Origin of the sequence: Anaerocolumna aminovalerica (assembly GCF_900115365.1) — a bacterium.
Classification (GTDB): domain Bacteria; phylum Bacillota; class Clostridia; order Lachnospirales; family Lachnospiraceae; genus Anaerocolumna; species Anaerocolumna aminovalerica.
The window spans coordinates 146,365-167,696 of the sequence record NZ_FOWD01000006.1 but is presented as its reverse complement, the minus strand read 5'-3'; the positions used below and the strand labels follow the sequence as shown (position 1 = coordinate 167,696).

Annotated in this window: 18 protein-coding genes and 1 pseudogene; 16 read left to right on the top strand and 3 right to left on the bottom strand. The window is 35.0% G+C overall.

Annotation, left to right across the window (positions count from 1 at the left end; translation table 11 throughout):
- Positions 1–194: 194 nt before the first annotated feature.
- From BM183_RS05505 to guaA, 9 genes are all read left to right on the top strand, one after another.
- Positions 195–1,283 carry a PucR family transcriptional regulator gene (locus BM183_RS05505; RefSeq protein ID WP_091685081.1) on the top strand — a complete coding sequence of 363 codons (1,089 nt, stop codon included), beginning with the start codon at positions 195–197 and terminating at the stop codon, positions 1,281–1,283.
- A 1-nt stretch (position 1,284) separates the two neighbouring features.
- The gene (gene ftsE, locus BM183_RS05500; protein WP_091685079.1) at positions 1,285–2,022 is read left to right on the top strand and encodes a cell division ATP-binding protein FtsE; all 738 of its coding nucleotides are present in this window, start codon (positions 1,285–1,287) and stop codon (positions 2,020–2,022) included.
- Complete coding sequence (gene ftsX / locus BM183_RS05495) at positions 2,012–2,926, top strand: permease-like cell division protein FtsX (RefSeq protein ID WP_091685077.1); 915 nt, start codon at positions 2,012–2,014, stop codon at positions 2,924–2,926. Before ftsE ends, ftsX begins: the two co-directional genes overlap by 11 nt.
- Positions 2,927–2,967: 41 nt before the next feature.
- The gene (locus BM183_RS05490) at positions 2,968–4,299 is read left to right on the top strand and encodes a murein hydrolase activator EnvC family protein (RefSeq protein ID WP_139221483.1); all 1,332 of its coding nucleotides are present in this window, start codon (positions 2,968–2,970) and stop codon (positions 4,297–4,299) included.
- A 33-nt stretch (positions 4,300–4,332) separates the two neighbouring features.
- The gene (locus tag BM183_RS05485) at positions 4,333–5,583 is read left to right on the top strand and encodes a S41 family peptidase (RefSeq protein ID WP_091685073.1); all 1,251 of its coding nucleotides are present in this window, start codon (positions 4,333–4,335) and stop codon (positions 5,581–5,583) included.
- Positions 5,584–6,128: 545 nt separating this feature from the next.
- Complete coding sequence (gene uvrB / locus BM183_RS05480) at positions 6,129–8,114, top strand: excinuclease ABC subunit UvrB (RefSeq protein ID WP_091685071.1); 1,986 nt, start codon at positions 6,129–6,131, stop codon at positions 8,112–8,114.
- A gap of 234 nt (positions 8,115–8,348) precedes the next feature.
- Positions 8,349–11,186: an excinuclease ABC subunit UvrA gene (gene uvrA, locus BM183_RS05475; RefSeq protein ID WP_091685070.1), complete on the top strand. Its 2,838-nt coding sequence runs from the start codon at positions 8,349–8,351 to the stop codon at positions 11,184–11,186.
- 457 nt (positions 11,187–11,643) lie between these two features.
- Positions 11,644–12,252 (top strand): 5'-deoxynucleotidase, encoded by a 609-nt coding sequence (gene yfbR / locus BM183_RS05470; RefSeq protein WP_330392332.1) that lies wholly within the window; start codon positions 11,644–11,646, stop codon positions 12,250–12,252.
- A 314-nt stretch (positions 12,253–12,566) separates the two neighbouring features.
- Complete coding sequence (gene guaA, locus BM183_RS05465; RefSeq protein WP_091685068.1) at positions 12,567–14,102, top strand: glutamine-hydrolyzing GMP synthase; 1,536 nt, start codon at positions 12,567–12,569, stop codon at positions 14,100–14,102.
- Positions 14,103–14,125: 23 nt separating this feature from the next.
- Here the strand turns inward: guaA and BM183_RS05460 are convergent, their stop codons facing one another.
- Positions 14,126–15,394, bottom strand: a complete 1,269-nt coding sequence (locus tag BM183_RS05460) for a hypothetical protein (protein ID WP_091685066.1) — start codon at positions 15,392–15,394, stop codon at positions 14,126–14,128.
- 34 nt (positions 15,395–15,428) lie between these two features.
- Positions 15,429–15,719 (bottom strand): annotated as a pseudogene (locus tag BM183_RS05455) (helix-turn-helix domain-containing protein); the annotation flags it as partial.
- Positions 15,720–16,132: 413 nt separating this feature from the next.
- Here BM183_RS05455 and BM183_RS05450 point away from each other — a divergent pair.
- Positions 16,133–16,492 (top strand): hypothetical protein, encoded by a 360-nt coding sequence (locus tag BM183_RS05450; protein WP_242960863.1) that lies wholly within the window; start codon positions 16,133–16,135, stop codon positions 16,490–16,492.
- Between the two features lie 114 nt (positions 16,493–16,606).
- Complete coding sequence (locus BM183_RS20930) at positions 16,607–16,756, top strand: hypothetical protein (RefSeq protein ID WP_242960861.1); 150 nt, start codon at positions 16,607–16,609, stop codon at positions 16,754–16,756.
- A 158-nt stretch (positions 16,757–16,914) separates the two neighbouring features.
- Here the strand turns inward: BM183_RS20930 and BM183_RS05440 are convergent, their stop codons facing one another.
- Complete coding sequence (locus BM183_RS05440) at positions 16,915–17,205, bottom strand: DUF6809 family protein (RefSeq protein ID WP_091685065.1); 291 nt, start codon at positions 17,203–17,205, stop codon at positions 16,915–16,917.
- 113 nt (positions 17,206–17,318) lie between these two features.
- Here BM183_RS05440 and BM183_RS05435 point away from each other — a divergent pair, with 113 nt between their 5' ends.
- The 5 genes from BM183_RS05435 (at position 17,319) to BM183_RS05415 (ending at position 21,321) form a co-directional block, all read left to right on the top strand.
- Positions 17,319–17,549 carry a helix-turn-helix domain-containing protein gene (locus BM183_RS05435; protein WP_091685063.1) on the top strand — a complete coding sequence of 77 codons (231 nt, stop codon included), beginning with the start codon at positions 17,319–17,321 and terminating at the stop codon, positions 17,547–17,549.
- A 112-nt stretch (positions 17,550–17,661) separates the two neighbouring features.
- Complete coding sequence (locus BM183_RS05430) at positions 17,662–17,838, top strand: helix-turn-helix domain-containing protein (protein ID WP_091685061.1); 177 nt, start codon at positions 17,662–17,664, stop codon at positions 17,836–17,838.
- 103 nt (positions 17,839–17,941) lie between these two features.
- Complete coding sequence (locus BM183_RS05425) at positions 17,942–19,438, top strand: RNA-directed DNA polymerase (RefSeq protein ID WP_091685060.1); 1,497 nt, start codon at positions 17,942–17,944, stop codon at positions 19,436–19,438.
- Between the two features lie 435 nt (positions 19,439–19,873).
- Complete coding sequence (locus tag BM183_RS21630; protein WP_091685058.1) at positions 19,874–19,963, top strand: TnpV protein; 90 nt, start codon at positions 19,874–19,876, stop codon at positions 19,961–19,963.
- A 377-nt stretch (positions 19,964–20,340) separates the two neighbouring features.
- Positions 20,341–21,321, top strand: a complete 981-nt coding sequence (locus BM183_RS05415; RefSeq protein WP_091685056.1) for a helix-turn-helix domain-containing protein — start codon at positions 20,341–20,343, stop codon at positions 21,319–21,321.
- Positions 21,322–21,332: the final 11 nt, after the last annotated feature.

Here is a 21,332-nt window from a genome sequence, read left to right as displayed (position 1 = left end):
AGCATTTAACTGGTTTTACATTAGTTTAATGAAAAAACTAATTAGCAAATCATGCCGGTTAATCTAATTGTACGAAAAATATCGTGAAAAATCTGTGATATTAGTTTACTTTTGACGAAAATAATGATAAAATGAGTAGGATAAGTATATATTAATAGAGAAAATTAAATTTTTACACTGAAGGAGTGGACTATATGATTTCCAATCAAATTCTACAGAATACAATTGAAGGTTTAAAAGCTATTACTCGAATTGATATTTGTGTTATGGATACAGAAGGTAAAGCTTTGGCTACAACTATAAATAATGCGGAAGATTATGAGAATGCAGTACTGGCATTTGTAGAATCCCCGGCAGATAGTCAGGTTTTACAAGGATATCAATTCTTTAAGGTTTTTGATGAACATCAATTGGAATATGTTATTTTAGCAAAAGGAGACAGTGATGATGTTTATATGGTAGGAAAAATTGCTTCTTTCCAGATTCAGAATCTCCTTGTAGCTTACAAAGAAAGATATGATAAAGATAACTTTATCAAGAACCTATTGTTAGACAACTTATTGTTAGTAGATATTTATAATAGAGCAAAAAAACTTCATATTGAAACAGATGTAAGAAGAGTTGTTTTCATTATCGAAACTAAAAATGAAAAAGATGTGAATGCTCTTGAAACAGTAAGAAGTTTATTCTCAGGTAAAACAAAAGATTTCATCACCGCAGTTGATGAGAAGAATATTATTCTTGTAAAAGAACTGAAACAAAGCGAATCTTATGAAGATATGCAAAAAACAGCTAAGGTAATCCTGGATATGCTGAATACAGAAGCCATGACAAAAGTTCATGTGGCTTTCGGTACTATCGTTAATGAAATTAAAGATGTATCCAGATCCTATAAAGAAGCCAAAATGGCATTGGATGTAGGAAAGATCTTCTATAGTGACAGAAATATAGTTGCCTATAATAACTTAGGAATTGGACGTCTTATTTATCAATTACCTATGCCCTTATGTAAAATGTTTATCAAAGAGATTTTTGAAGGAAAGTCACCGGATGATTTTGATGAAGAAACCTTAACTACCATTAACAAATTTTTTGAAAACAGTTTAAATGTATCTGAAACTTCAAGACAATTATATATTCACAGAAATACATTAGTATACAGATTGGATAAATTACAAAAGAGTACCGGCTTGGATCTTAGAGTATTTGAAGATGCTATTACCTTTAAGATCGCATTAATGGTTGTAAAATACATGAAGTATATGGAGACATTGGAGTACTAATATGGCATTTTCCTATAATATAAGTAAACATTTAAGTGAATTAGAGACACCAGTCATACGATTTGACCAAGTGACAAAAACTTACAATACCGGAACTACTGCACTAAGTAATGTGAACTTTCAAATTTTCAAGGGAGAATTTGTATTTATTGTAGGCAGCAGTGGTTCCGGAAAATCTACTCTTATTAAGTTGATGTTAAAGGAAATAAGTCCAACCAGCGGAAGAATCTTTGTAAATAGACGAGATTTATCAAGGCTAAGGCGTAGTCAGATTGCAAAGTACCGCAGGGGAGTTGGTGTAGTGTTCCAAAGTTTTAGATTACTTAAGGACCGCAATGTATATGAAAATGTTGCGTTTGCCCAAAGAGTAATTGAAATTCCGGCTTCACAAATTAAGAAAAATGTTCCTGCCATCCTATCTGTAATGGGATTGGCAGACAAACATAATTCCCTGCCGGGTGAACTATCAGGCGGTGAACAGCAAAGGGTGGCTTTAGCCAGGGCATTGGTGAATAATCCGGCTATTTTACTTGCAGACGAACCAACTGGTAATTTGGATCCTAAAAATTCAATGGAAATTATGAACCTTTTAGAAGAAATTAATAAAAGAGGTACTACGGTAGTTGTTGTTACACATAATAAAGAAATCGTAGATATGATGCAAAAGAGAGTAATTACAATGAACAAAGGCATATTAATCAGTGATGAACAAAAAGGCGGATATACCCATGCGAATTAATACATTTATATATAGCTTAAAGCAAGGATTAAAAAGCATAAGAAGAAACCGATTATTCTCACTTGCCTCTATTGGTACAATCTCAGCATGTTTGTTTTTATTCGGTATATTTTATTTTGTTGTAGCTAATTTTCAATATATGATAAAAACAGCCGAGACTTCTGTTGGGGTAACGGTTTTTTTTGATACAGGCATTAGTGAGGCTAAGATAAAAACAATTGGTAATGAAATTCGAAAAAGAGCGGAAGTATCTAAAGTCGTATATATTTCAGCAGAAGAGACATGGAATAATTACAAAGAAAAATACCTAAGTGAAGAGTTGGCCGAAACATTTGGTGATGATAATCCTCTGGCAGATTCTGCTTCATATTCCGTATATGTTAATGATATATCCATGCAGGAATCTCTGGTAAAATACATAGATAAATTAGATGGGGTCAGACAGGTTAATCATTCTGATTCAGTTGCCGAAGGCCTGGAGAGTTTTAATTCTCTGGTAGGATATGTTTCTGCTGCAATTATTATTATCTTACTGGCAGTTGCTATATTTTTAATAAGTACAACCGTTACCATGGGTATCTCGGTTAGAAAAGAAGAAATCTATATTATGAGGCTAATCGGTGCTACGGATTTTTTCATAAGATCCCCATTTATTGTGGAAGGAATCATGATCGGATTCTTAGGTTCACTTGTTCCGTTAGTTGGCTTATATTTTATTTATCATAAAGTAATATCCTACATAACGGAAAAATATATTAATATATTCAGTACCTTTGAATTCCTTAAAATAAATGATATATTCACCAATCTTATTCCAATTTCCTTAGCCATAGGAATAGGAATCGGATTTGTAGGAAGCTTTATGACCGTAAGGAAGCATTTAAGAATAAAAGAAATTAAGTAACTGATGATAATCCAGACTTTGAAAGGGGTATGGTTATAAAAATGCACAAAAGTCAGCTTGATAAACAACAAAAGGGTAAAAAAAATATACTTAGAAAAGGTTTCTTTGGTATACTAATAACTCTGTTGGTTATAATGGTAATAAATCCTTTCCGTATTTTATCCTTTGCAAATGAAATTGACAAAGCCAAAGATGAAAAAAGCAACCTGCAAAGAAAGAAAGAAGAAACAGAAGCAAAAATTAAGGCATTAGAGAAGGATAAGAATGATATACTTAAATATATAGAAAAATTAGATATGGAGTTAAATACTCTTGCTAATGAGATTGAAGCATTAAACAAAGATATTGAACAGGTGAATAAGGATATAGAAATTGCCCAGGTTGAATTAGAAGCGGCACGTATTGCTGAAGCTAATCAGTATAATACCATGAAGAAACGTATCAAGTACATGTATGAAAATGGTAACGCTACTTATTTTGACGTTATACTGCAGTCGGATAACCTTGCTGAACTATTAAATCATGTTGAATACATATCGAAAATTACCGAGTATGATAACAATCTTTTAGATGAATATACCAGATTAAAACAAGATGTTATAGATAAAGAAGCTGCTCTTCAAAAGAAGCATGATGATCTGGAAACTTTAAAAGCAGAACTTGCATATGAAAAGGAAACAGTTGAAAAACTATCTGTAGATAAGAATAAAGAACTAAAGAAATATGAAGAGACCATAAAAGAAAATCAATTGCTGTCAGAAGAATATAGTAATAAAATTGAAGAACAGGAAGAACATATAGAGCAATTGCTGGAAGAGGCAAGAAGACGTAAAGAAGAGGAAGAACGCAGAAAAAGAGAAGAGGAAGAGCGCAGAAGAAAAGAAGAGGAAGAAAGAAGGAAACAGGAAAATGGTGAATCCGGTTCTACTTCCGGTTCTGATTCTGGTTCCACTTCCGGTTCTTCATCCGGCACTGTATCCGGTAACTTTATATGGCCTGTTCCTGCCAGCGGAAGAATAACATCAACCTTTGGAAACAGAGAAAGTCCTACAGCCGGTGCAAGTACCTATCACAAAGGAATTGATATTGGTGCACCTTCCGGTTCCAGTATAAAAGCAGCCATGAGTGGAGAGGTAGTTACTGCAACTTACAGCGTATCAGCAGGTAATTACATTATGTTATATCATGGAGATGGTGTTTACACTGTTTATATGCATTGTTCCAAATTATTGGTATCAGTAGGAGATTATGTAAATCAAGGAGATACCATTGCATTAGTAGGTAATACCGGATATTCAACTGGACCACATTTACATTTTGGTATAGTAAAAGATGGCTCTTATGTAAACCCGCTAAATTACGTAAGTTATTAAATTTAGACATTATTAAAAGAAATGGGGGCTATTATGAAAAATAAATTTCTATCAGGCTTTCTATCTGGTTTAGCCGGTGCATTGATAATATTTACCATAGCACTAACTGTTTTTGTAGTTCGACCGGATGGAAAGGATGATAATGCAGGCTTAAACAGAATTAATAATGCGGAAGCTGCAACAAAAACAGAAGATGAAGAGTATCAGAAAAAAGTAATGCAGAAAATAAAGAAAATAGAAACTCTCATTAACCATTATTATCTAGAAGATGTGAGTGAAGAAGCCATTGCAGATGGAATTTATAAGGGAATATTACAAAGTTTAGGTGACCCATATTCTACTTATTATACAAAAGCGGAGTACAAATCCTTAATGGAATCCTCCAGCGGTATTTATTGTGGTATTGGAGCTACAGTAACCAAGGATGTAAGTACTGGTATTATTTCTATTGTAACACCATTTGTAACAGGACCTGCATATGAAGTGGGAATTTTGCCCGGAGATATTATATATAAAGTGGAGGGTAAAGAAGTTACAGGTTTTGATTTAACTGAGGTAGTCAGCAGGATTAAGGGAAAAGAAGGAACCAAAGTTGAAGTTACCATTATAAGAGAAGGAGAATCTGACCCTTTGGAATTCTCAATTCCAAGAAGAGTTGTTGAAGTACCGACTATCTCTTATGAAATGTTAGATGGAAAGATTGGTTACATTACAATAACCGAGTTTGATGAAGTAACAGCACAACAATTTAGGGATGCCATAACTGAACTTGATAAGCAAGGTCAAAAAGGACTTATTATTGATATTCGAAATAACCCCGGCGGTTTGCTAAACACCGTTTCTGATATGTTAGACCGTATGCTGCCAAAAGGTTTGATTGTTTACACGAAAGATAAATATGGTAATCGTGAAGAAAAGAAATCCGATGGCAAAGAAGAGTTTAACAAACCATTGGTTGTATTAATTAATGGAAGAAGTGCAAGTGCATCGGAAATATTTGCAGGAGCAATTCAAGATTATGAAAAAGGAACCATTGTGGGAACAACAAGTTTTGGAAAAGGTATAGTACAATCTATTATTCCATTACAAGATGGAACAGCAATAAAAGTAACGGTTTCCAAGTATTTTACTCCAAAAGGCCAGGACATTCACGGTGTAGGTATTAAGCCGGATGTTACGGTGGAATTAAAGGATGAACTGAAAAAGAAGGTTGTCATTAAAAAAGAAGAGGATAACCAGTTACAAAAGGCAATTGAAATTATTAAAGAAAAAATAGAAAAATAAATAGCGATATAAAGGGAAACGAGTTTTTCAAACCGAAAGGAAGAAAAACTCGTTTTTATATTAAGCAGTCCTAGTAGAGGGAATAAATCTGACAGGAGCAATTGGCTGTACCTGGAGATGTGGATTTGCCTGATTGTTGAGTTTGGCTTTGTATGAGTTAAAAGCCGTTGAATGAATTTTGAATAAAAATCTGAATTTAGTTTTTATTTTGCCTAAATAAAAGGAAGGAAAAATATAGAACAGACATTCGAAAAACAATTGATTTTACTTTTGTGTTATGATACAATAAAAAAGATATAATAATACCCTGGACAAAGCACTGGCATAGCAAGTTTGACCGGGAATTCTGAGTGAGGTTATAAAATCATGAACAGGCACTATGTTTATGAAATAATTACGGACGGATAAGATTTACCCATAATATACAAGATTGATATAAGAGAAGCTATAAGGGAAAGGCATAGAAGTTATAATACAGGTATAAATGCCAGCACTAACTATAAATGTTATTAATTAATAGATATTATATAGAAAGGATAAGACAGATGAGTGATTTTAAGCTTGTTTCTGAATATGCTCCTACGGGAGATCAGCCTGAAGCTATAGAAGAACTGGTAAATGGTTTTAAAGAAGGAAATCAGTTTCAGACATTACTGGGCGTTACCGGTTCCGGTAAGACCTTTACCATGGCTAACGTGATTCAGGCCCTGAACAGACCTACTCTAGTCATAGCCCATAACAAAACACTGGCTGCTCAGCTTTACGGAGAATTTAAAGAGTTCTTTCCCGAAAATGCAGTTGAGTATTTTGTAAGTTACTATGATTATTATCAGCCGGAAGCCTATGTTCCGTCAACGGATACGTATATAGAGAAAGATTCAGCTATTAATGATGAAATTGATAAGCTGCGGCATTCTGCTACAGCAGCTTTATCAGAGCGAAGGGATGTTATTATTGTAGCCAGTGTTTCCTGTATCTATGGTTTAGGTAGTCCCATTGATTATCAGGAAATGGTTATCTCTTTAAGACCGGGAATGATTAAGGATAGAGATGAAGTATTACGAAAGCTTGTTGACCTGCAATATGTAAGAAATAATATGGATTTTAAGCGCGGTACGTTCCGGGTAAGAGGTGATGTAGTAGAGATATTCCCGGTAACTTCTGATGACCGAGCCATTCGTATTGAGTTCTTTGGTGATGAAGTAGATAGAATTACAGAGATTGATGTGTTAACAGGAGAAATTAAGTGTACACTGGAACATATAGCTATATTTCCTGCTTCCCACTATGTAGTATCCAAAGAGAAACTGGAAGAAGCGATTAAGACCATACAAGCCGAACTGGAAGAACGGGTGAAATACTTTAAAAGTGAGGACAAACTGTTAGAGGCTCAAAGAATATCTGAGAGAACCAATTTTGATATTGAAATGCTAAGGGAAACCGGATTCTGCTCCGGTATTGAGAATTATTCCAGGCATTTATCCGGCTTGGAACCGGGTAGTACACCCCATACTTTAATAGATTATTTTCCGGATGACTTTTTGATTATTGTAGATGAGTCCCATATTACCGTACCTCAGGTGCGAGGCATGTATGCAGGAGACCAGTCCAGAAAAAGTACTTTGGTGGAATTTGGATTTCGTCTTCCTTCTGCCAAAGATAACCGTCCGCTAAATTTTGATGAATTTGAGAGTAAAATAAACCAGATGTTATTTGTCTCTGCCACACCTTCCGTTTATGAAGAGGAACATGAGCTGCTTCGTACAGAACAGATTATCAGACCTACCGGTTTATTAGATCCGGAAATTTCTGTACGGCCGGTGGAAGGTCAGATTGACGATTTGATTTCAGAAGTAAATAAAGAAGTTGCGAACAAGAATAAAATATTGGTTACAACCCTAACCAAACGAATGGCAGAAGATTTAACCGATTACATGCGGGAAGTTGGAATCCGGGTTAAGTATCTTCATTCAGATATTGACACCTTGGAACGTTCTGAAATTATTAGGGACATGAGAATGGACGTATTCGATGTTTTGGTAGGTATTAACTTACTAAGAGAAGGGCTGGACATACCGGAGATAACTTTAGTAGCCATATTGGATGCTGATAAGGAAGGCTTCCTGCGTTCTGAAACTTCTCTGATACAGACAATAGGACGTGCTGCCCGTAATTCAGAAGGCCGGGTTATTATGTATGCAGATCATATGACAGATTCCATGAATAAGGCCATCTCAGAAACCAATCGAAGAAGAGCAATTCAGAATAAATATAATGAAGAACATGGCATTACTCCAACTACCATTCAGAAAAAGATTCGTGAGCTAATAAGCATATCAAAGAAAGCGGATAAAGATTATTACAAGATGGATAAGGACCCTGAATCCATGAGCAAAAAAGAATTGGAAGGGGTAGTGAAGAAGATTGCCAAAGATATGCATGCGGCAGCAGCGGAATTGAACTTTGAGGCAGCAGCCGAGTTAAGAGACCGTTTGATGGAATTGAAAAGGCAATTGAATGACATGGATTAATGAGTATGAATTAATGAAGTAAGAATTAATGAGTATGAATATAAGAATAGATAAATAGATAAGTATTATGATTATATTATATTTACAGCTAAGTTAATAATTTGAATCTATGATGGAAGTTAATTGTTGTCATAATTATTGAACCGATAAAGACTTTTTAATTAAATATTAAGCTGTCTTGGCATGAATATCATTTTTATTTGAATTATTATTTATAATTAGAAAGAGGAAAACATGGCTGACAAGAAACATTATATAAAAATTAGAGGTGCCAAAGAACATAACTTAAAGAATATTAGCATCAATATTCCAAGAGATGAGTTTGTTGTTTTAACGGGGTTAAGCGGTTCAGGAAAGTCTTCCTTGGCCTTTGATACCATTTACGCAGAAGGTCAGAGAAGATATATGGAGTCCTTATCTTCCTATGCCAGACAATTCCTTGGCCAAATGGAAAAACCTAATGTTGAAAGTATAGAAGGGCTTTCCCCGGCAATATCCATTGACCAAAAATCCACCAACAGGAATCCCAGATCTACCGTAGGAACTGTAACAGAGATCTATGATTATTTTCGTCTCCTTTATGCAAGAATCGGTATTCCACACTGCCCAAAATGCGGAAAGGAAATTAAAAAGCAGACTGTAGATCAAATGGTAGATGAAATTATGCGTCTGGAATCGGGAAGCAGAATTCAATTGTTAGCTCCTGTAGTAAGGGGAAGAAAAGGCGAGCATGTAAAATTACTGGAACAGGCAAAGAAAAGCGGTTATGTTCGAGTTATTATAGACGGGCACCTTTATGAGTTATCGGAAGAAATTAAGTTAGAGAAAAATATCAAACATAATATTGAGATTATCGTTGACCGTATTGTTGTAAAAGAAGGAATTGAAAACAGACTTACCGACTCTATTGAAAATGTATTAAAACTTACGGAAGGATTATTGCTGGTTGATGTTCAAGGAAAGGAACAAATAAATTTCAGTGAGAATTTTGCCTGCCCTGATTGTGGCATAAGCATAGATGAAATTGAACCCAGAAGTTTCTCCTTTAATAATCCATTCGGTGCATGTCCGGAGTGTCATGGTATTGGTATTAAGATGGAATTTGATGAAGATTTGTTGATACCGGACAAGTCTCTTAGTATCACAGAGGGAGCCATTGCAGCTATGGGATGGCAATCGGTTGTAGATCGTTCCAGCTATACAAGATGTACTTTGGAGGCTTTGGCAAAAGAATATAAATTTGATTTAAACACACCTTATAAGGACTTGCCGGAGAAAATAAGAAATGTAATCATTTACGGAACCAATGGTAAAACTGTGAAAGTTCATTATAAAGGACAACGTGGAGAAGGTGTGTATGACGTTGTATTTGAAGGGTTGATCCGTAATATGGAAAGACGCTATCGTGAATGCTCTGATTCTGTTAAGCCGGAATACGAAAGCTTCATGAAGACCACACCTTGTAAAGAGTGTGGAGGAAGACGTTTAAAGAAAGAATCTCTTGCAGTAACCGTTGGTGACAAGAATATAGCAGAGGTAACGGAATATTCTATTAGAGACTTAAAAGAATTTATGGACAATCTGACATTGACACCAATCCAGGAGAAAATAGGTAAGTTAGTTTTAAAAGAAATAAGAGCAAGAGTTGGCTTCCTTGTAGATGTAGGTTTAGATTATCTTTCATTAGGAAGGGCTACCGGTTCTTTATCCGGTGGGGAAGCGCAAAGAATCCGTTTAGCTACCCAGATAGGTTCCGGATTAGTTGGTGTAGTTTATATACTGGATGAACCTAGTATTGGCTTACATCAAAGAGATAACGATAAACTATTAAAAACTTTAAAAAACCTAAAAGAATTAGGAAATACTTTAATTGTTGTAGAGCATGATGAAGACACTATGTTTGCCTCGGATTATATTGTGGATATAGGACCGGGAGCAGGGGAGCATGGCGGAGAAGTAGTGGCAGCAGGAACTGCAGAAGAGATTATGCAGGTAGAAGAATCCATTACCGGTGCTTATTTAAGCGGAAGAATTAAGATTCCAGTACCCAAGGAAAGAAGAAAAGGGGGAGGCTTCTTAACCATTAAAGGAGCCAAAGAGAATAACTTAAAGAATGTTAGTGTAGATATTCCTCTTGGAATCATGACTGTTGTTACAGGTGTTTCCGGTTCCGGTAAAAGTTCTTTAGTAACAGAGATTCTATATAAGCGTCTGGCAAGAGACCTAAACAGAGCCAGAATCATACCAGGAAGACATGATGATATGATTGGAATTGATAAGTTAGATAAGGTTATCAACATTGACCAGTCGCCAATTGGAAGAACACCAAGATCCAATCCCGCTACTTATACCGGTGTATTTGACCAAATTAGAGATTTATTTGCCAGTACTCCGGATGCCAAAATGAGAGGATATAGTAAAGGGCGTTTCAGCTTTAATATAAAAGGCGGCCGTTGTGAAGCATGCAGCGGTGACGGAATTATCAAAATTGAAATGAATTTCCTGCCGGATGTATATGTTACTTGTGAATCCTGCGGAGGAAAGCGATATAACAGAGAAACTCTAGAGGTGAAATATAAGGGAAAGACCATTCATGATGTACTGGACATGACCGTAGAAGAAGCAATGAAGTTCTTCGAAAATATTCCTTCCATTCATAGAAAGATTGAAACCCTTTATGATGTAGGTTTATCCTATATTAAATTAGGACAGCCTTCAACCACATTATCCGGGGGTGAAGCCCAAAGAATTAAGCTTGCTACTGAGTTAAGCAAGAGAAGTACCGGCAAGACAATCTATATTTTGGACGAGCCTACAACAGGGCTGCATTTTGCGGATGTTCATAAGTTAATTGAGATATTAAGACGATTATCCGAGGGTGGAAACACGGTAGTGGTAATTGAACATAACCTGGATGTAATTAAAACCGCAGATTATATTATAGATATAGGACCGGAAGGCGGAGATAAAGGGGGTACTGTTATTGCCAAAGGTACGCCGGAAGAAGTAGCAAAGAATGAGAAGTCCTATACAGGATATTATATTAAAAAGATGTTGGAAGATAAGAAGTAGAATAATTTTTGGGATAAGATATGCATAGGATAAAGGTTTAAGGATAGGATGTTCTAAGGATAAAATGCTTCCACAGATGAGATGTTCCGAGGAATAAAATGTATAAGATGTGACGAAGGGATAACGTGTTCAAAGTGATAAAATGTTCGAGGAATAACGTGTTCAAAGGTTAAAATGCTCGAGAGATAAGATGTTTCAAAGATAAAGTTTTAAAGGGATAAAATGCATGAGATAAGATAGTTCAAGGATAGATTATTCTAAGGAACAGAATGTTTCAAGATAGAAGATGTTCCGAAGGATAAGGGCTCAAAGGGATAAATGCTTCCAGAGATTAGATGTTCCAATTGGTGAGGTATTCCAAGGAATAAAATACTCAGAGAAATAAGATAGTTAATAAATAAGTAGAAAAGTGAGATAAGGATGTTATTCTGAGTCGTAGACGAGGAATTTCATCCTTATGTACTACAGAAAAGGAGTTTATATGGACAGTAACTTTTTTGCTATGATGTCAAGAATGAAATATATTGAGCGGTGGGCATTAATGAGAAACTCTCAACCGGAAAATATCAGTGAACATACGTTAGAAGTTAGTATGCTTGCCCATGGTCTGGCTGTGATTGGAAAGAGGCGATTAGGGAGTAAAGCTGATCCGGAGAAAACAGCCTTGGTTGCTCTTTTCCATGATTCTACCGAAATCATCACAGGAGATATGCCAACTCCTATCAAATACTATAATCAAGAAATCCAAGAAGCTTTTAAAGAAATCGAAACCTTTGCAGCTAACCGGTTATTAGCCATGCTTCCTGTAGATCTTAGAGAAGAGTATGAGAATCTGTTCTTTCCACGAGAGGGAGAAGAACAGATGTGGAAGTTAGTAAAGGCAGCAGATAAATTATCAGCTTTAATAAAATGCATTCAGGAAGAAAAGGCTGGTAATACAGAATTCGCAAGTGCAAAAAGGACTTTAACAGAGACCTTATTAAAGATGAATTTGAAAGAGGTAAATATATTTATGGAAGAATTTTTGCCTGCTTATTATAAGACTTTGGATGAATTAAACTCATAAGTGAAACAGTTAGAAGCTTCCATAACCAATAATCATTGACTAATTCGCAAAAAAAATATATAAGTTGTATATTTTTTGATAAAATGCTACAATATTTTTTACTGGTGTTAACGAAAAAAATGTTGTAAAATAGCTATATATTTTTAAGCTATAGTTATGGTATCTGATTTATGTCTATATTTTTATTAGAATCATATTTAATGAGAATAATTTAACTTATAGAAATCAATGATAAATATAACTTAACTTATATTTCGTGTTAAAATTAGTATTTCATATTTAGTAATATTTCAGATTAATAGGAGGAAGAACGAGTGAATAAGGAAATTGTTATCATCCTTGATTTCGGTGGTCAATATAACCAATTGATTGCCAGAAGAGTTAGAGAGTGTAACGTGTATTGTGAAGTATTGCCTCACAATACAAGCCTTGAGAGAATAAAAGAACTTCAGCCAAAGGGTATTATCTTTACCGGTGGCCCTGCAAGTGTTTATGCAGAAGATTCTCCAACTATAGACAAAGGAATCTTTGAATTAGGTATTCCGGTTTTAGGAATCTGCTATGGTGCTCAACTAATGAACTATCTGTTAGGTGGAAAAGTATCCAAAGCTCCTGTAAGAGAGTACGGTAAAACGGAAGTAACCGTTAATCATGAATCTAAATTATTTAAAGACGTGTCAAAGAATACTATCTGTTGGATGAGCCATACAGATTATATTGAACAATTTGCGGAAGGGTTTACCATATCAGCTCAATCAGAATCTTGTCCTGTAGCTGCTTTTGAAAAATCATCCCAAAATCTTTATGGTGTACAGTTCCATCCTGAAGTAGTGCACTCCCAAGAAGGAACAAAGATGATTAACAACTTCTTATATGAAGTATGTAAATGCTCCGGAGATTGGAAGATGGACTCCTTTACTGAACAATCAATTAAAGATTTAAAAGCAAAAATCGGAGACAAAAAAGTACTATGTGCACTATCCGGCGGTGTAGATTCCTCAGTAGCGGCTGTTATGATAAGTAAAGCTGTTGGTAAACAGCTAACCTGTATCTTCGTAGATCATGGATTACTTCGTAAAAACGAAGGTGATGAAGTAGAAAAAGTATTCACTGAGCAATTTGATGTAAACTTTGTACGTGTTAATGCTCAGGAAAGATTCTATAACAAATTAGCAGGTGTAACCGATCCGGAAACCAAAAGAAAAATCATTGGCGAAGAATTCATTCGTGTATTTGAAGAAGAAGCGAAAAAAATAGGAACTGTTGATTTCTTAGTTCAAGGAACAATCTATCCTGACGTTATCGAAAGTGGATTAGGAAAATCCGCTGTTATCAAGAGTCATCATAACGTTGGAGGATTACCGGATTATGTAGATTTTAAAGAAATCATAGAGCCTCTACGTGACTTATTCAAAGATGAAGTAAGAAAAGCCGGTTTAGAACTTGGTATTCCTGAAAGACTTGTATTCAGACAACCTTTCCCGGGCCCTGGTCTTGCTATTCGTATTATTGGAGATATAACTGAAGAAAAAATAAAAATCCTTCAAGAAGCAGATGCAATATACCGTGAAGAAATTGCCAATGCCGGACTTGACAGGAGTATAGGACAATACTTTGCTGTATTAACTAATATTCGCAGTGTTGGTGTTATGGGAGACGAAAGAACCTATGACTATACCGTTGCACTTCGTGCAGTAACCACTACGGATTTTATGACTGCTGAATTTGCTGAGATTCCTTGGGATGTGCTTGGACATATTTCTAGTAGGATTGTTAATGAAGTGAAACATGTAAATAGGATAGTCTATGATATTACGGGGAAACCACCAGCTACGATTGAGTTTGAATAGTAAACAGGGAGCAGGGAAGCCGCTTAGATAGCGGACTTTCCTGCTCTTTGTGTGGCGTGATACCTTTTGGATAATTCCTCTTTGTCTTTAAAGGGCTTATATATTCCTCTCTCTAATGTCCTGCCATCATTGGATTTACTATGCACTAAAGAATTCCGAGTTTTATAAATTCTTGCAGCAATTTTTTTAGGCAATTTTTCGTTTGATATATCATGTAAATCAATAGTATCTTCACTTGAAAAATTAACTTGATGGTGATTATAATATTCAATTATATCTGAATCATATTCAGCTAGATTATTATTTAATTCACCAATATTAATAAATTTTTTGATGGTTAATTCTAACGCTTCAAGTTCTGAACCTTGAAATTCTTCTTTACTCTGACGGGTTTTCTTTTTTATAATATCAATAATTTTTGCTACATCTTTTTTTCTCTTAGAAGAAAATCCAGGGTGTTGAAGAATATGTTTTACACTTTCAAATATAGCTTCATTGTATACATCTTCATAGAAATATTCCATAACGTGATAAAAACCAATAAATTTAACAAATGGATCGGATGAAGCTAACGCCATATAGTATTGCTCAGTTAATTCAGACATATATGTAAGTTGTGGTGGCATAAGTTCATCAAGGTTTTGTATCCTACGCATACTTCTGGAATTACGTTTAGGAAAAAGATCGTCAATTTCAGAGATAGGTTTTAATACTAAATCCAGGTTAAAGGCAAAATTAAATAAATAGGATTTAGCATGCTTAATTAATTTTTCCTGATTTATAGGGATGCTAGAGGCCACACAAACAGAGAAAGGCAAGCGTATTACTAACTTTAGAATATTAAATATAGATTTATCATCTAATGCTTCACAGCGACGTTCAAACAGAGAGGAAGGAATTCTAGGTATGAGATGTCTATTGTCATAAGAAGATAATACATAGTATAGTAACTCTTGCGAGGCTTCTTTAAATGAATATGATAAATTATTTTCTTCATCAGCTATGACAAGATTGGAAATTCTTTCTTCAAAATTCATTGAAAGACGTCTACGGGATTCACCCTCCGGGAAGTCAACAAGGGACTCATACTGGTAATTATTTAAAATAGAAAATGGTTGAAAGCTATAATGTTCAGCATTATTTTTTAAAGTGTTAAAGTCAATTTTAGTATAGGCATAGTCCTGTTCGGAAATTTTATAGGTTATCTGTTCATCATTATATTCAAAATGAAGTTTGTCTCGAAAAAATCGCCCCATACTATCTATTTTAACACAAAAATCATTCCATTCCATTTTTGACTCCTTTACTTTAGTAAATTTATAAAAATTACCTTCTCCACTTCTTAATACTGTTATTAGTATCACAAGTGCTCGGCCAGTTCAATTTCCATTCCAAATATTCCTCTCTGGTAATCTCCCCAGCTTTCAACTCATTTTTCCTAACCAACCATTCCCGCATAAAATCATCCACAACGCCATATTTAAACCACAATCCCACAGGTGGGTGAGCAGGCCAGTCGTCACTGTCATTATAACACACAGCAGTATCATCCGAAGCGTTACACTTCCCCGGATTCTTTACAAGCTGAAAAAGGTTAATTGCGCTCGGATTATCTTCATAATAGATAATCTGAAAATAGTAAATAGATATATTAACATATTTGCGAAATAAATACTTGGCATTAACATATGAGCGAATGTATTATATGAATATGACATTAACAATAATGTTAATAAAACTAAATGAGCTGTATCACCTGTCAACAGACTTTTTGCCAAGACCCCGTAAGGGCAAGCGAAGAAGGACACTTCCACAAAGGGTGGGAATCTCGAAAAGGAGAACTCTCATAGCCGTATAAGCGGTTGAGGTCAGTTGAAACACTGATAACAGGCGATACAAACGGAAGCCGCTAATCAAAACGGAAGGAGACTTATTATTGAAAAGCCGACAATGCGTTTGAAAACTGTTAAAGAAAAATGGATTTTCAGCCTAAGTCAGTTTTAAAAGTGAATATGATTGAGTTTTGCAAAATGCAAGATACAAAGGAAAAATTGGAAAAACAAATTACTGCAATCCGTAATCTTGAACAATATGAAATTCCTCAGCTAAGGGAAGAACTGGAAGGAATCAAAGGCGTGTATAGAGGAAAAGAACGGAAATTTTTAGAAAGCAGAATTGCTAATGCACAGGAACGATTATCTTCTATGAAAGCATATCTGAATACGATTGTAAATAATAGCGGGCATAAGTCCGTACAGGGTTTCATGCGGGTATATAAATCGGCAGGAGGAGAGGTACTGGCCTATCAAAATGCTATGGAGCAGTACCGCACCCGTGGCGGTCGAAACCACCGGAGGAAGAAAGTATTCAGAAACAGTTACGCCGCTTGACAGAGGAAGTAAAAAGAAATGAGATTAGCAGGAAAATTACAGCTAAAAAAGAGAATAGATCAAGGTGACTATGACAGAAATGGAAAAGTAAGTCATGTTCCGTATGGAGGTTAAGTGGAATATGGAATTATTGAACAGGATAAAGAAGCTGAAAATCTGGTGAAGTGGTTTCTGTTAAACAGCCAGATAAAAGAAAATAATGCTGAAATTCGGGAACTGATGAAAAACTATAAGGAACAAAACTTCCGGCCAGAGAGGGCGTAAAGGAAGCTATAAGACGTAATCAAGAGATTTGTAGACGCAGAGATGAATTGTATCATCAATAGAACGATTTAAAGGAACAATATACAAACTGGAACAAGATCTAAGCCGGTAAGAGATAAGGGCAGCCTCGGAGTGATAGCGGCTGCCATTATAACGATTCATGTGTGTTCTTCATCATCCATAGGAGCAGCATAGACTTCTGTCATCATTCGGACGCCAGTACGGAAGCCGTCAATAAAATTCTGCTCTAATTCAAGTGGTAACAGGTCAAGGTGAGAATCTATCAATTCGTCAAATTCGTCTTTTAATTCCTCTGGGAGTTTTTCAATAAATACAGAATAGGATTTAAAGGCTTTATCTCGATTTATCTTGAATTCCTCTATTGTTATCTGAAATTTTGAATATGGATATAACTCCCCATTATAAAGTTGCTCTAAGATTTTTTTCATTTCGGAACCTCCTTGTACGAATGTTTCTATCTAGTGACAAGTTTAGCACAGTTTTTGACTATAATCAATATAAAAGTTTCTAATCAGTCACAAAAGTTTTGGAGGGTATAGTTATGCAGTGGATTTTACGGGATATTCCGCTGGGGAGAAATATTCAAACAGTGCGAATGGCAAAGGATATGACGCAACAAGAAGTAATTGAAAAGCTAGAGTTAATGGGAGGGCTTATGTCAAGAAGTACGCTGGCGAATATAGAAGCAGGCCGGAGGAACATCAAAGCAAGTGATTTAAAGGCGTTGAAGATATTATTTGATGTGGATTATGAGGAATTTTTCAAAGATTGAATACCGGATTTCTAAGTGACATATGATTGTTTCTATCTGGTGGTATGATTGCGGAAAATATTGACTATACTCAAACCAAGTTACTGATTAGTCACAAGGTTGGAGGTATAGTATGCAGTGGATATTGCAGGACATTCCACTAGGAAGAAATATTCAGACCGTGCGAATGGCAAAGAATATGACACAAATGGAAGTGGAGCAATTACAGCTAATGGGCAGCATGATACCACGAAGCACATTGGCAAATATAGAAGCTAGAAGAAGAAATATCAAGGCTAGCGATTTGTAAGCGTTACAAGTATTGTTTGACGTGGAGTACAGCGAATATTTTAAGAATTAGTAACGTGGTTTTTTCTTATAACACTAATTACTAATAGAACAAAGGATAAGTGATGAAAAAATATAAAGATTATATGGATGAGATTGGAGCAGATGAGTTGTATAAGGCTCTATTAGCTTATGGTATGTTTCCAGAAAGCCTTCCTCCTTTTTTGACTTCTGAAGAATTTTATAATTATTGCCAGATAACATCATATGTGTTTTCAGATAAGCCTAGGAAATATATTTATTATGAAAATATGAGAAATATAAATATTCCACGACCACTAGGAATACCTTCACCAATGGCATACCAGAAACTATGCCAATGTTTAAGGGATAATTGGGAAGAAGTTCAGAACTACTTTAGTAATGTGACTAAAAATCAAGAATATAAGGTTAGTAGAATACATATAAGAAAAATGTCAAAAAAGAACTATATTTTTGAGATGAATTATTCCAATTGGAAGTCAGATTCAACACCAGAACTTGATTTATTAATTGATAATTATTACATAGTTAATGCAGATATATCTAAATGCTTTCCTAGTATTTATACCCATTCTATACCATGGGCATTAGTGGGAAAAAATATCGCAAAAACATCGAGAAGAACGGGCTGGTATAATGATATTGATCATTATGTACAAAATACTAAGCATGGAGAGACGCATGGTATTTTGATTGGGCCTCATGTATCAAATATCCTATCGGAAATTATTTTATCGGCTATAGATTATAATTTAATTAATAAAGGCTGGAAGTACATGAGATATGTTGATGACTATACTTGCTATGTAAGAACTGAACAAGAGGCTCGTCAATTTTTAATAGATTTACAAACAGAATTACGAGAATTTGATTTAACATTAAACCATAAAAAGACGCAAATTAAAACTCTCCCATCAGCAGCAGTAGAACAATGGGTTAGAAAAATCAATTCTATTTCTGCGGTTACCAGTTATGGAAAAGTAGATTATAAAAATTGTCGGGCATATTTGGATTTTGCTATTGAAATTGCTAAAAGTGAAGGGGAAAATTCGTCTGTTTTAAAGTATGCGATTAAAGTTTTAGGTGGGCAGAGTCTAACGGATAATGCAAAAGTTTACATGCAAAAGACCGTGTTCCATTTAAGCTTGATTTACCCATATCTGGTTCCCTTATTAGATGAATATATATTTTCTTTTTGTAATACATCTTTACAGGAAATACGACTAATATCAGATAAACTTTATGATATTGGTATTCATTGCAGAACATTTGAGGCAGGATGTTATGCGCTATTTTTTGCTATTAAATACGATTTTAGACTTTCATCAATTAAAGTTCTTGATATAATTGATAGTAAAGATTGTATATTCATGTTGTTAGCATATATATACTTTAGTGGTATTAAAGATAAAGCGTCAATTAAGCAATTAAAAGATCGTGCTATAAGTTTGGCAGCAGATGAGGATGAATTCAACCAATACTGGTTGTTTGTGTATGAAGTTTTACCCCTAAGTTCTTTAAAAGATGATTGGAAGTCTTTAAAGAAGGCAAAAGTGTCTTTCGTAAAGAGAGCATGGTAATCCTTAATAGGAATTAAACATGGTGCTAGCACCATGTAAATAAGGCAGTCAAGGAATGATACTCCGTGATACCCGTATGATACCTGTTTCTCCTTAAACGATAGATAAGCGGTATAATTTGAATGAAATAGGCATTATATGATTACAAATAAGTTAATGATCTAGGGAGTTTGAATAGTAATATGGGTTGGAGAAAGCCGGTGTTTATGCGGATTGCAAACATTGTTGTTTAGTGCTTGGCAACATTTGATTCTATATTCAAAGAATAATTTATTTCAATAACATAAGAAAACCATACTGATTTCAGATATTCAGGCTGAAAGTCAGTAAGGTTTTTTCTATGCTCATTTCTCTTTCTCTTTTTTGCTTGGAGTTACTGCTAAATGGAAAACTGGACGAGTATCTGCATGAGATTGACGAAGATATTATGAGAGAATGGAATTGTTAATTAGACAGATGAAAGAGAGGGAAGGTGTGACAGAACAGTTAAAAGTGGATAATCAGATGAAATGGGTTGGTATATAATCAATATCTGGAGTTCTGCAGAGAAAGTTGTATTGATGGAGTTGGTGTATCTGTAATGGATCGCAGAGTGGGAGAATGATTGTTTTTCCGGAATCATAACATGCCAGGATGTGTATTGTATACAACATTCTGGTATTTTTGTTGGGGGAAATTTATATTGTTCATTTGATTTTTTTCGAGTATAATTTTCATAGAACGTTGGTAAATTCTGCATGTAGCAGATAGAAAATGTTATCTACGGTATTATACCGTTTCTCAATATAAGAGAAAAATTTATATTTTCTACAGAAATAATAGGATCACCCTTTTGACTCTTACTTTAGGGAATCCTTTATACTAAGCTTATCCCTGATAATTTAGAAAAGAGGTGGAAACTAATGATCAACCTAATCAAAATCAAAGATGTGTCAAGCAAATATGACATTACAGCCCGTACACTACGTTATTATGAGGACATGGGATTGCTGTCCAGCATCCGAAGTGATGACTATGCATATAGAATGTACGACGAAAACGCTGTTAGGCGACTTGAACAAATACTCATATTACGCAAGCTGAATATCAGCATAAAAGACATTCAACGTGTTTTCAACACTTCCGGTTCTGATATAGTTTTAGAAGTGCTGGAGAAAAAAGTACAGAACATAGACGACGAGGTTGCGCTTTTGCATGAGTTGAAAGAAATCGTGCTAGATTTTATACGGGAAATCGAACAAGTAAACTTTGCAGACAAATCCGACATAAAACTGCTGTATAACAAGGCTAAAGAGATTGAAACACAATTGATAAGCATTGACTATATCGGCAAGCCCTCCAATATAAACCGCTTGATTGAAATAACGGAAAAATTAGATAAAAAAATTCCTGATATAATGGTCGTCAGGATACCGGGATTCAAAGCGGTAACCTGCGGCAACCAACCGTGGGGAGAAATGTTCAAAGAAGGCGGATATATGTACCAATTGTGGCAGTATTGTCATTTGTATAAGAGTGTGATTTTCGATTGTTTTGATTTTTTGCTGTCTAAAAATGACAAAGCTGAATGGATATGTGCCGTTAAAGATGGTGTTACCAATACTGATGTAAGCCCTTTTAAAATGTTCGATTTTCCGGGAGGCTTATACGCTATGGCAGTCAGTATTGACGAAGATAACGAGAGCATACACAAAGTGGAAGATAAAGTTCGCCGATGGATTGAAAGCACAAATTTTGAGCTTGACAAAGGCCGCAATGTTATGTTCAATATGCCTTATTTATATGAAGATGGAAGAGATATTGCCTATAAAGATATAGAAAAGGGACTTGGTTATAAACAAATGCAAAGATATTTTCCCATCAAGCTAAAAGAAGGAATATAAAAATACAAGGA

Bases quoted from the DNA above. Each gene is read 5' to 3' on its own strand.
- yfbR (WP_330392332.1), top strand. From the start codon at position 11,644: ATGTACTACAGAAAAGGAGTTTATATGGACAGTAACTTTTTTGCTATG.
- BM183_RS05460 (WP_091685066.1), bottom strand. From the start codon at position 15,394: ATGGAATGGAATGATTTTTGTGTTAAAATAGATAGTATGGGGCGATTT.
- BM183_RS05430 (WP_091685061.1), top strand. From the start codon at position 17,662: ATGCAGTGGATATTGCAGGACATTCCACTAGGAAGAAATATTCAGACC.
- BM183_RS05425 (WP_091685060.1), top strand. From the start codon at position 17,942: ATGAAAAAATATAAAGATTATATGGATGAGATTGGAGCAGATGAGTTG.
- ftsX (WP_091685077.1), top strand. From the start codon at position 2,012: ATGCGAATTAATACATTTATATATAGCTTAAAGCAAGGATTAAAAAGC.
- uvrB (WP_091685071.1), top strand. From the start codon at position 6,129: ATGAGTGATTTTAAGCTTGTTTCTGAATATGCTCCTACGGGAGATCAG.
- BM183_RS05490 (WP_139221483.1), top strand. From the start codon at position 2,968: ATGCACAAAAGTCAGCTTGATAAACAACAAAAGGGTAAAAAAAATATA.
- uvrA (WP_091685070.1), top strand. From the start codon at position 8,349: ATGGCTGACAAGAAACATTATATAAAAATTAGAGGTGCCAAAGAACAT.
- ftsE (WP_091685079.1), top strand. From the start codon at position 1,285: ATGGCATTTTCCTATAATATAAGTAAACATTTAAGTGAATTAGAGACA.
- BM183_RS05440 (WP_091685065.1), bottom strand. From the start codon at position 17,205: ATGAAAAAAATCTTAGAGCAACTTTATAATGGGGAGTTATATCCATAT.
- BM183_RS05435 (WP_091685063.1), top strand. From the start codon at position 17,319: ATGCAGTGGATTTTACGGGATATTCCGCTGGGGAGAAATATTCAAACA.
- BM183_RS05415 (WP_091685056.1), top strand. From the start codon at position 20,341: ATGATCAACCTAATCAAAATCAAAGATGTGTCAAGCAAATATGACATT.
- BM183_RS21630 (WP_091685058.1), top strand. From the start codon at position 19,874: ATGGAATTGTTAATTAGACAGATGAAAGAGAGGGAAGGTGTGACAGAA.
- BM183_RS05450 (WP_242960863.1), top strand. From the start codon at position 16,133: ATGCAAGATACAAAGGAAAAATTGGAAAAACAAATTACTGCAATCCGT.
- BM183_RS05485 (WP_091685073.1), top strand. From the start codon at position 4,333: ATGAAAAATAAATTTCTATCAGGCTTTCTATCTGGTTTAGCCGGTGCA.
- BM183_RS05505 (WP_091685081.1), top strand. From the start codon at position 195: ATGATTTCCAATCAAATTCTACAGAATACAATTGAAGGTTTAAAAGCT.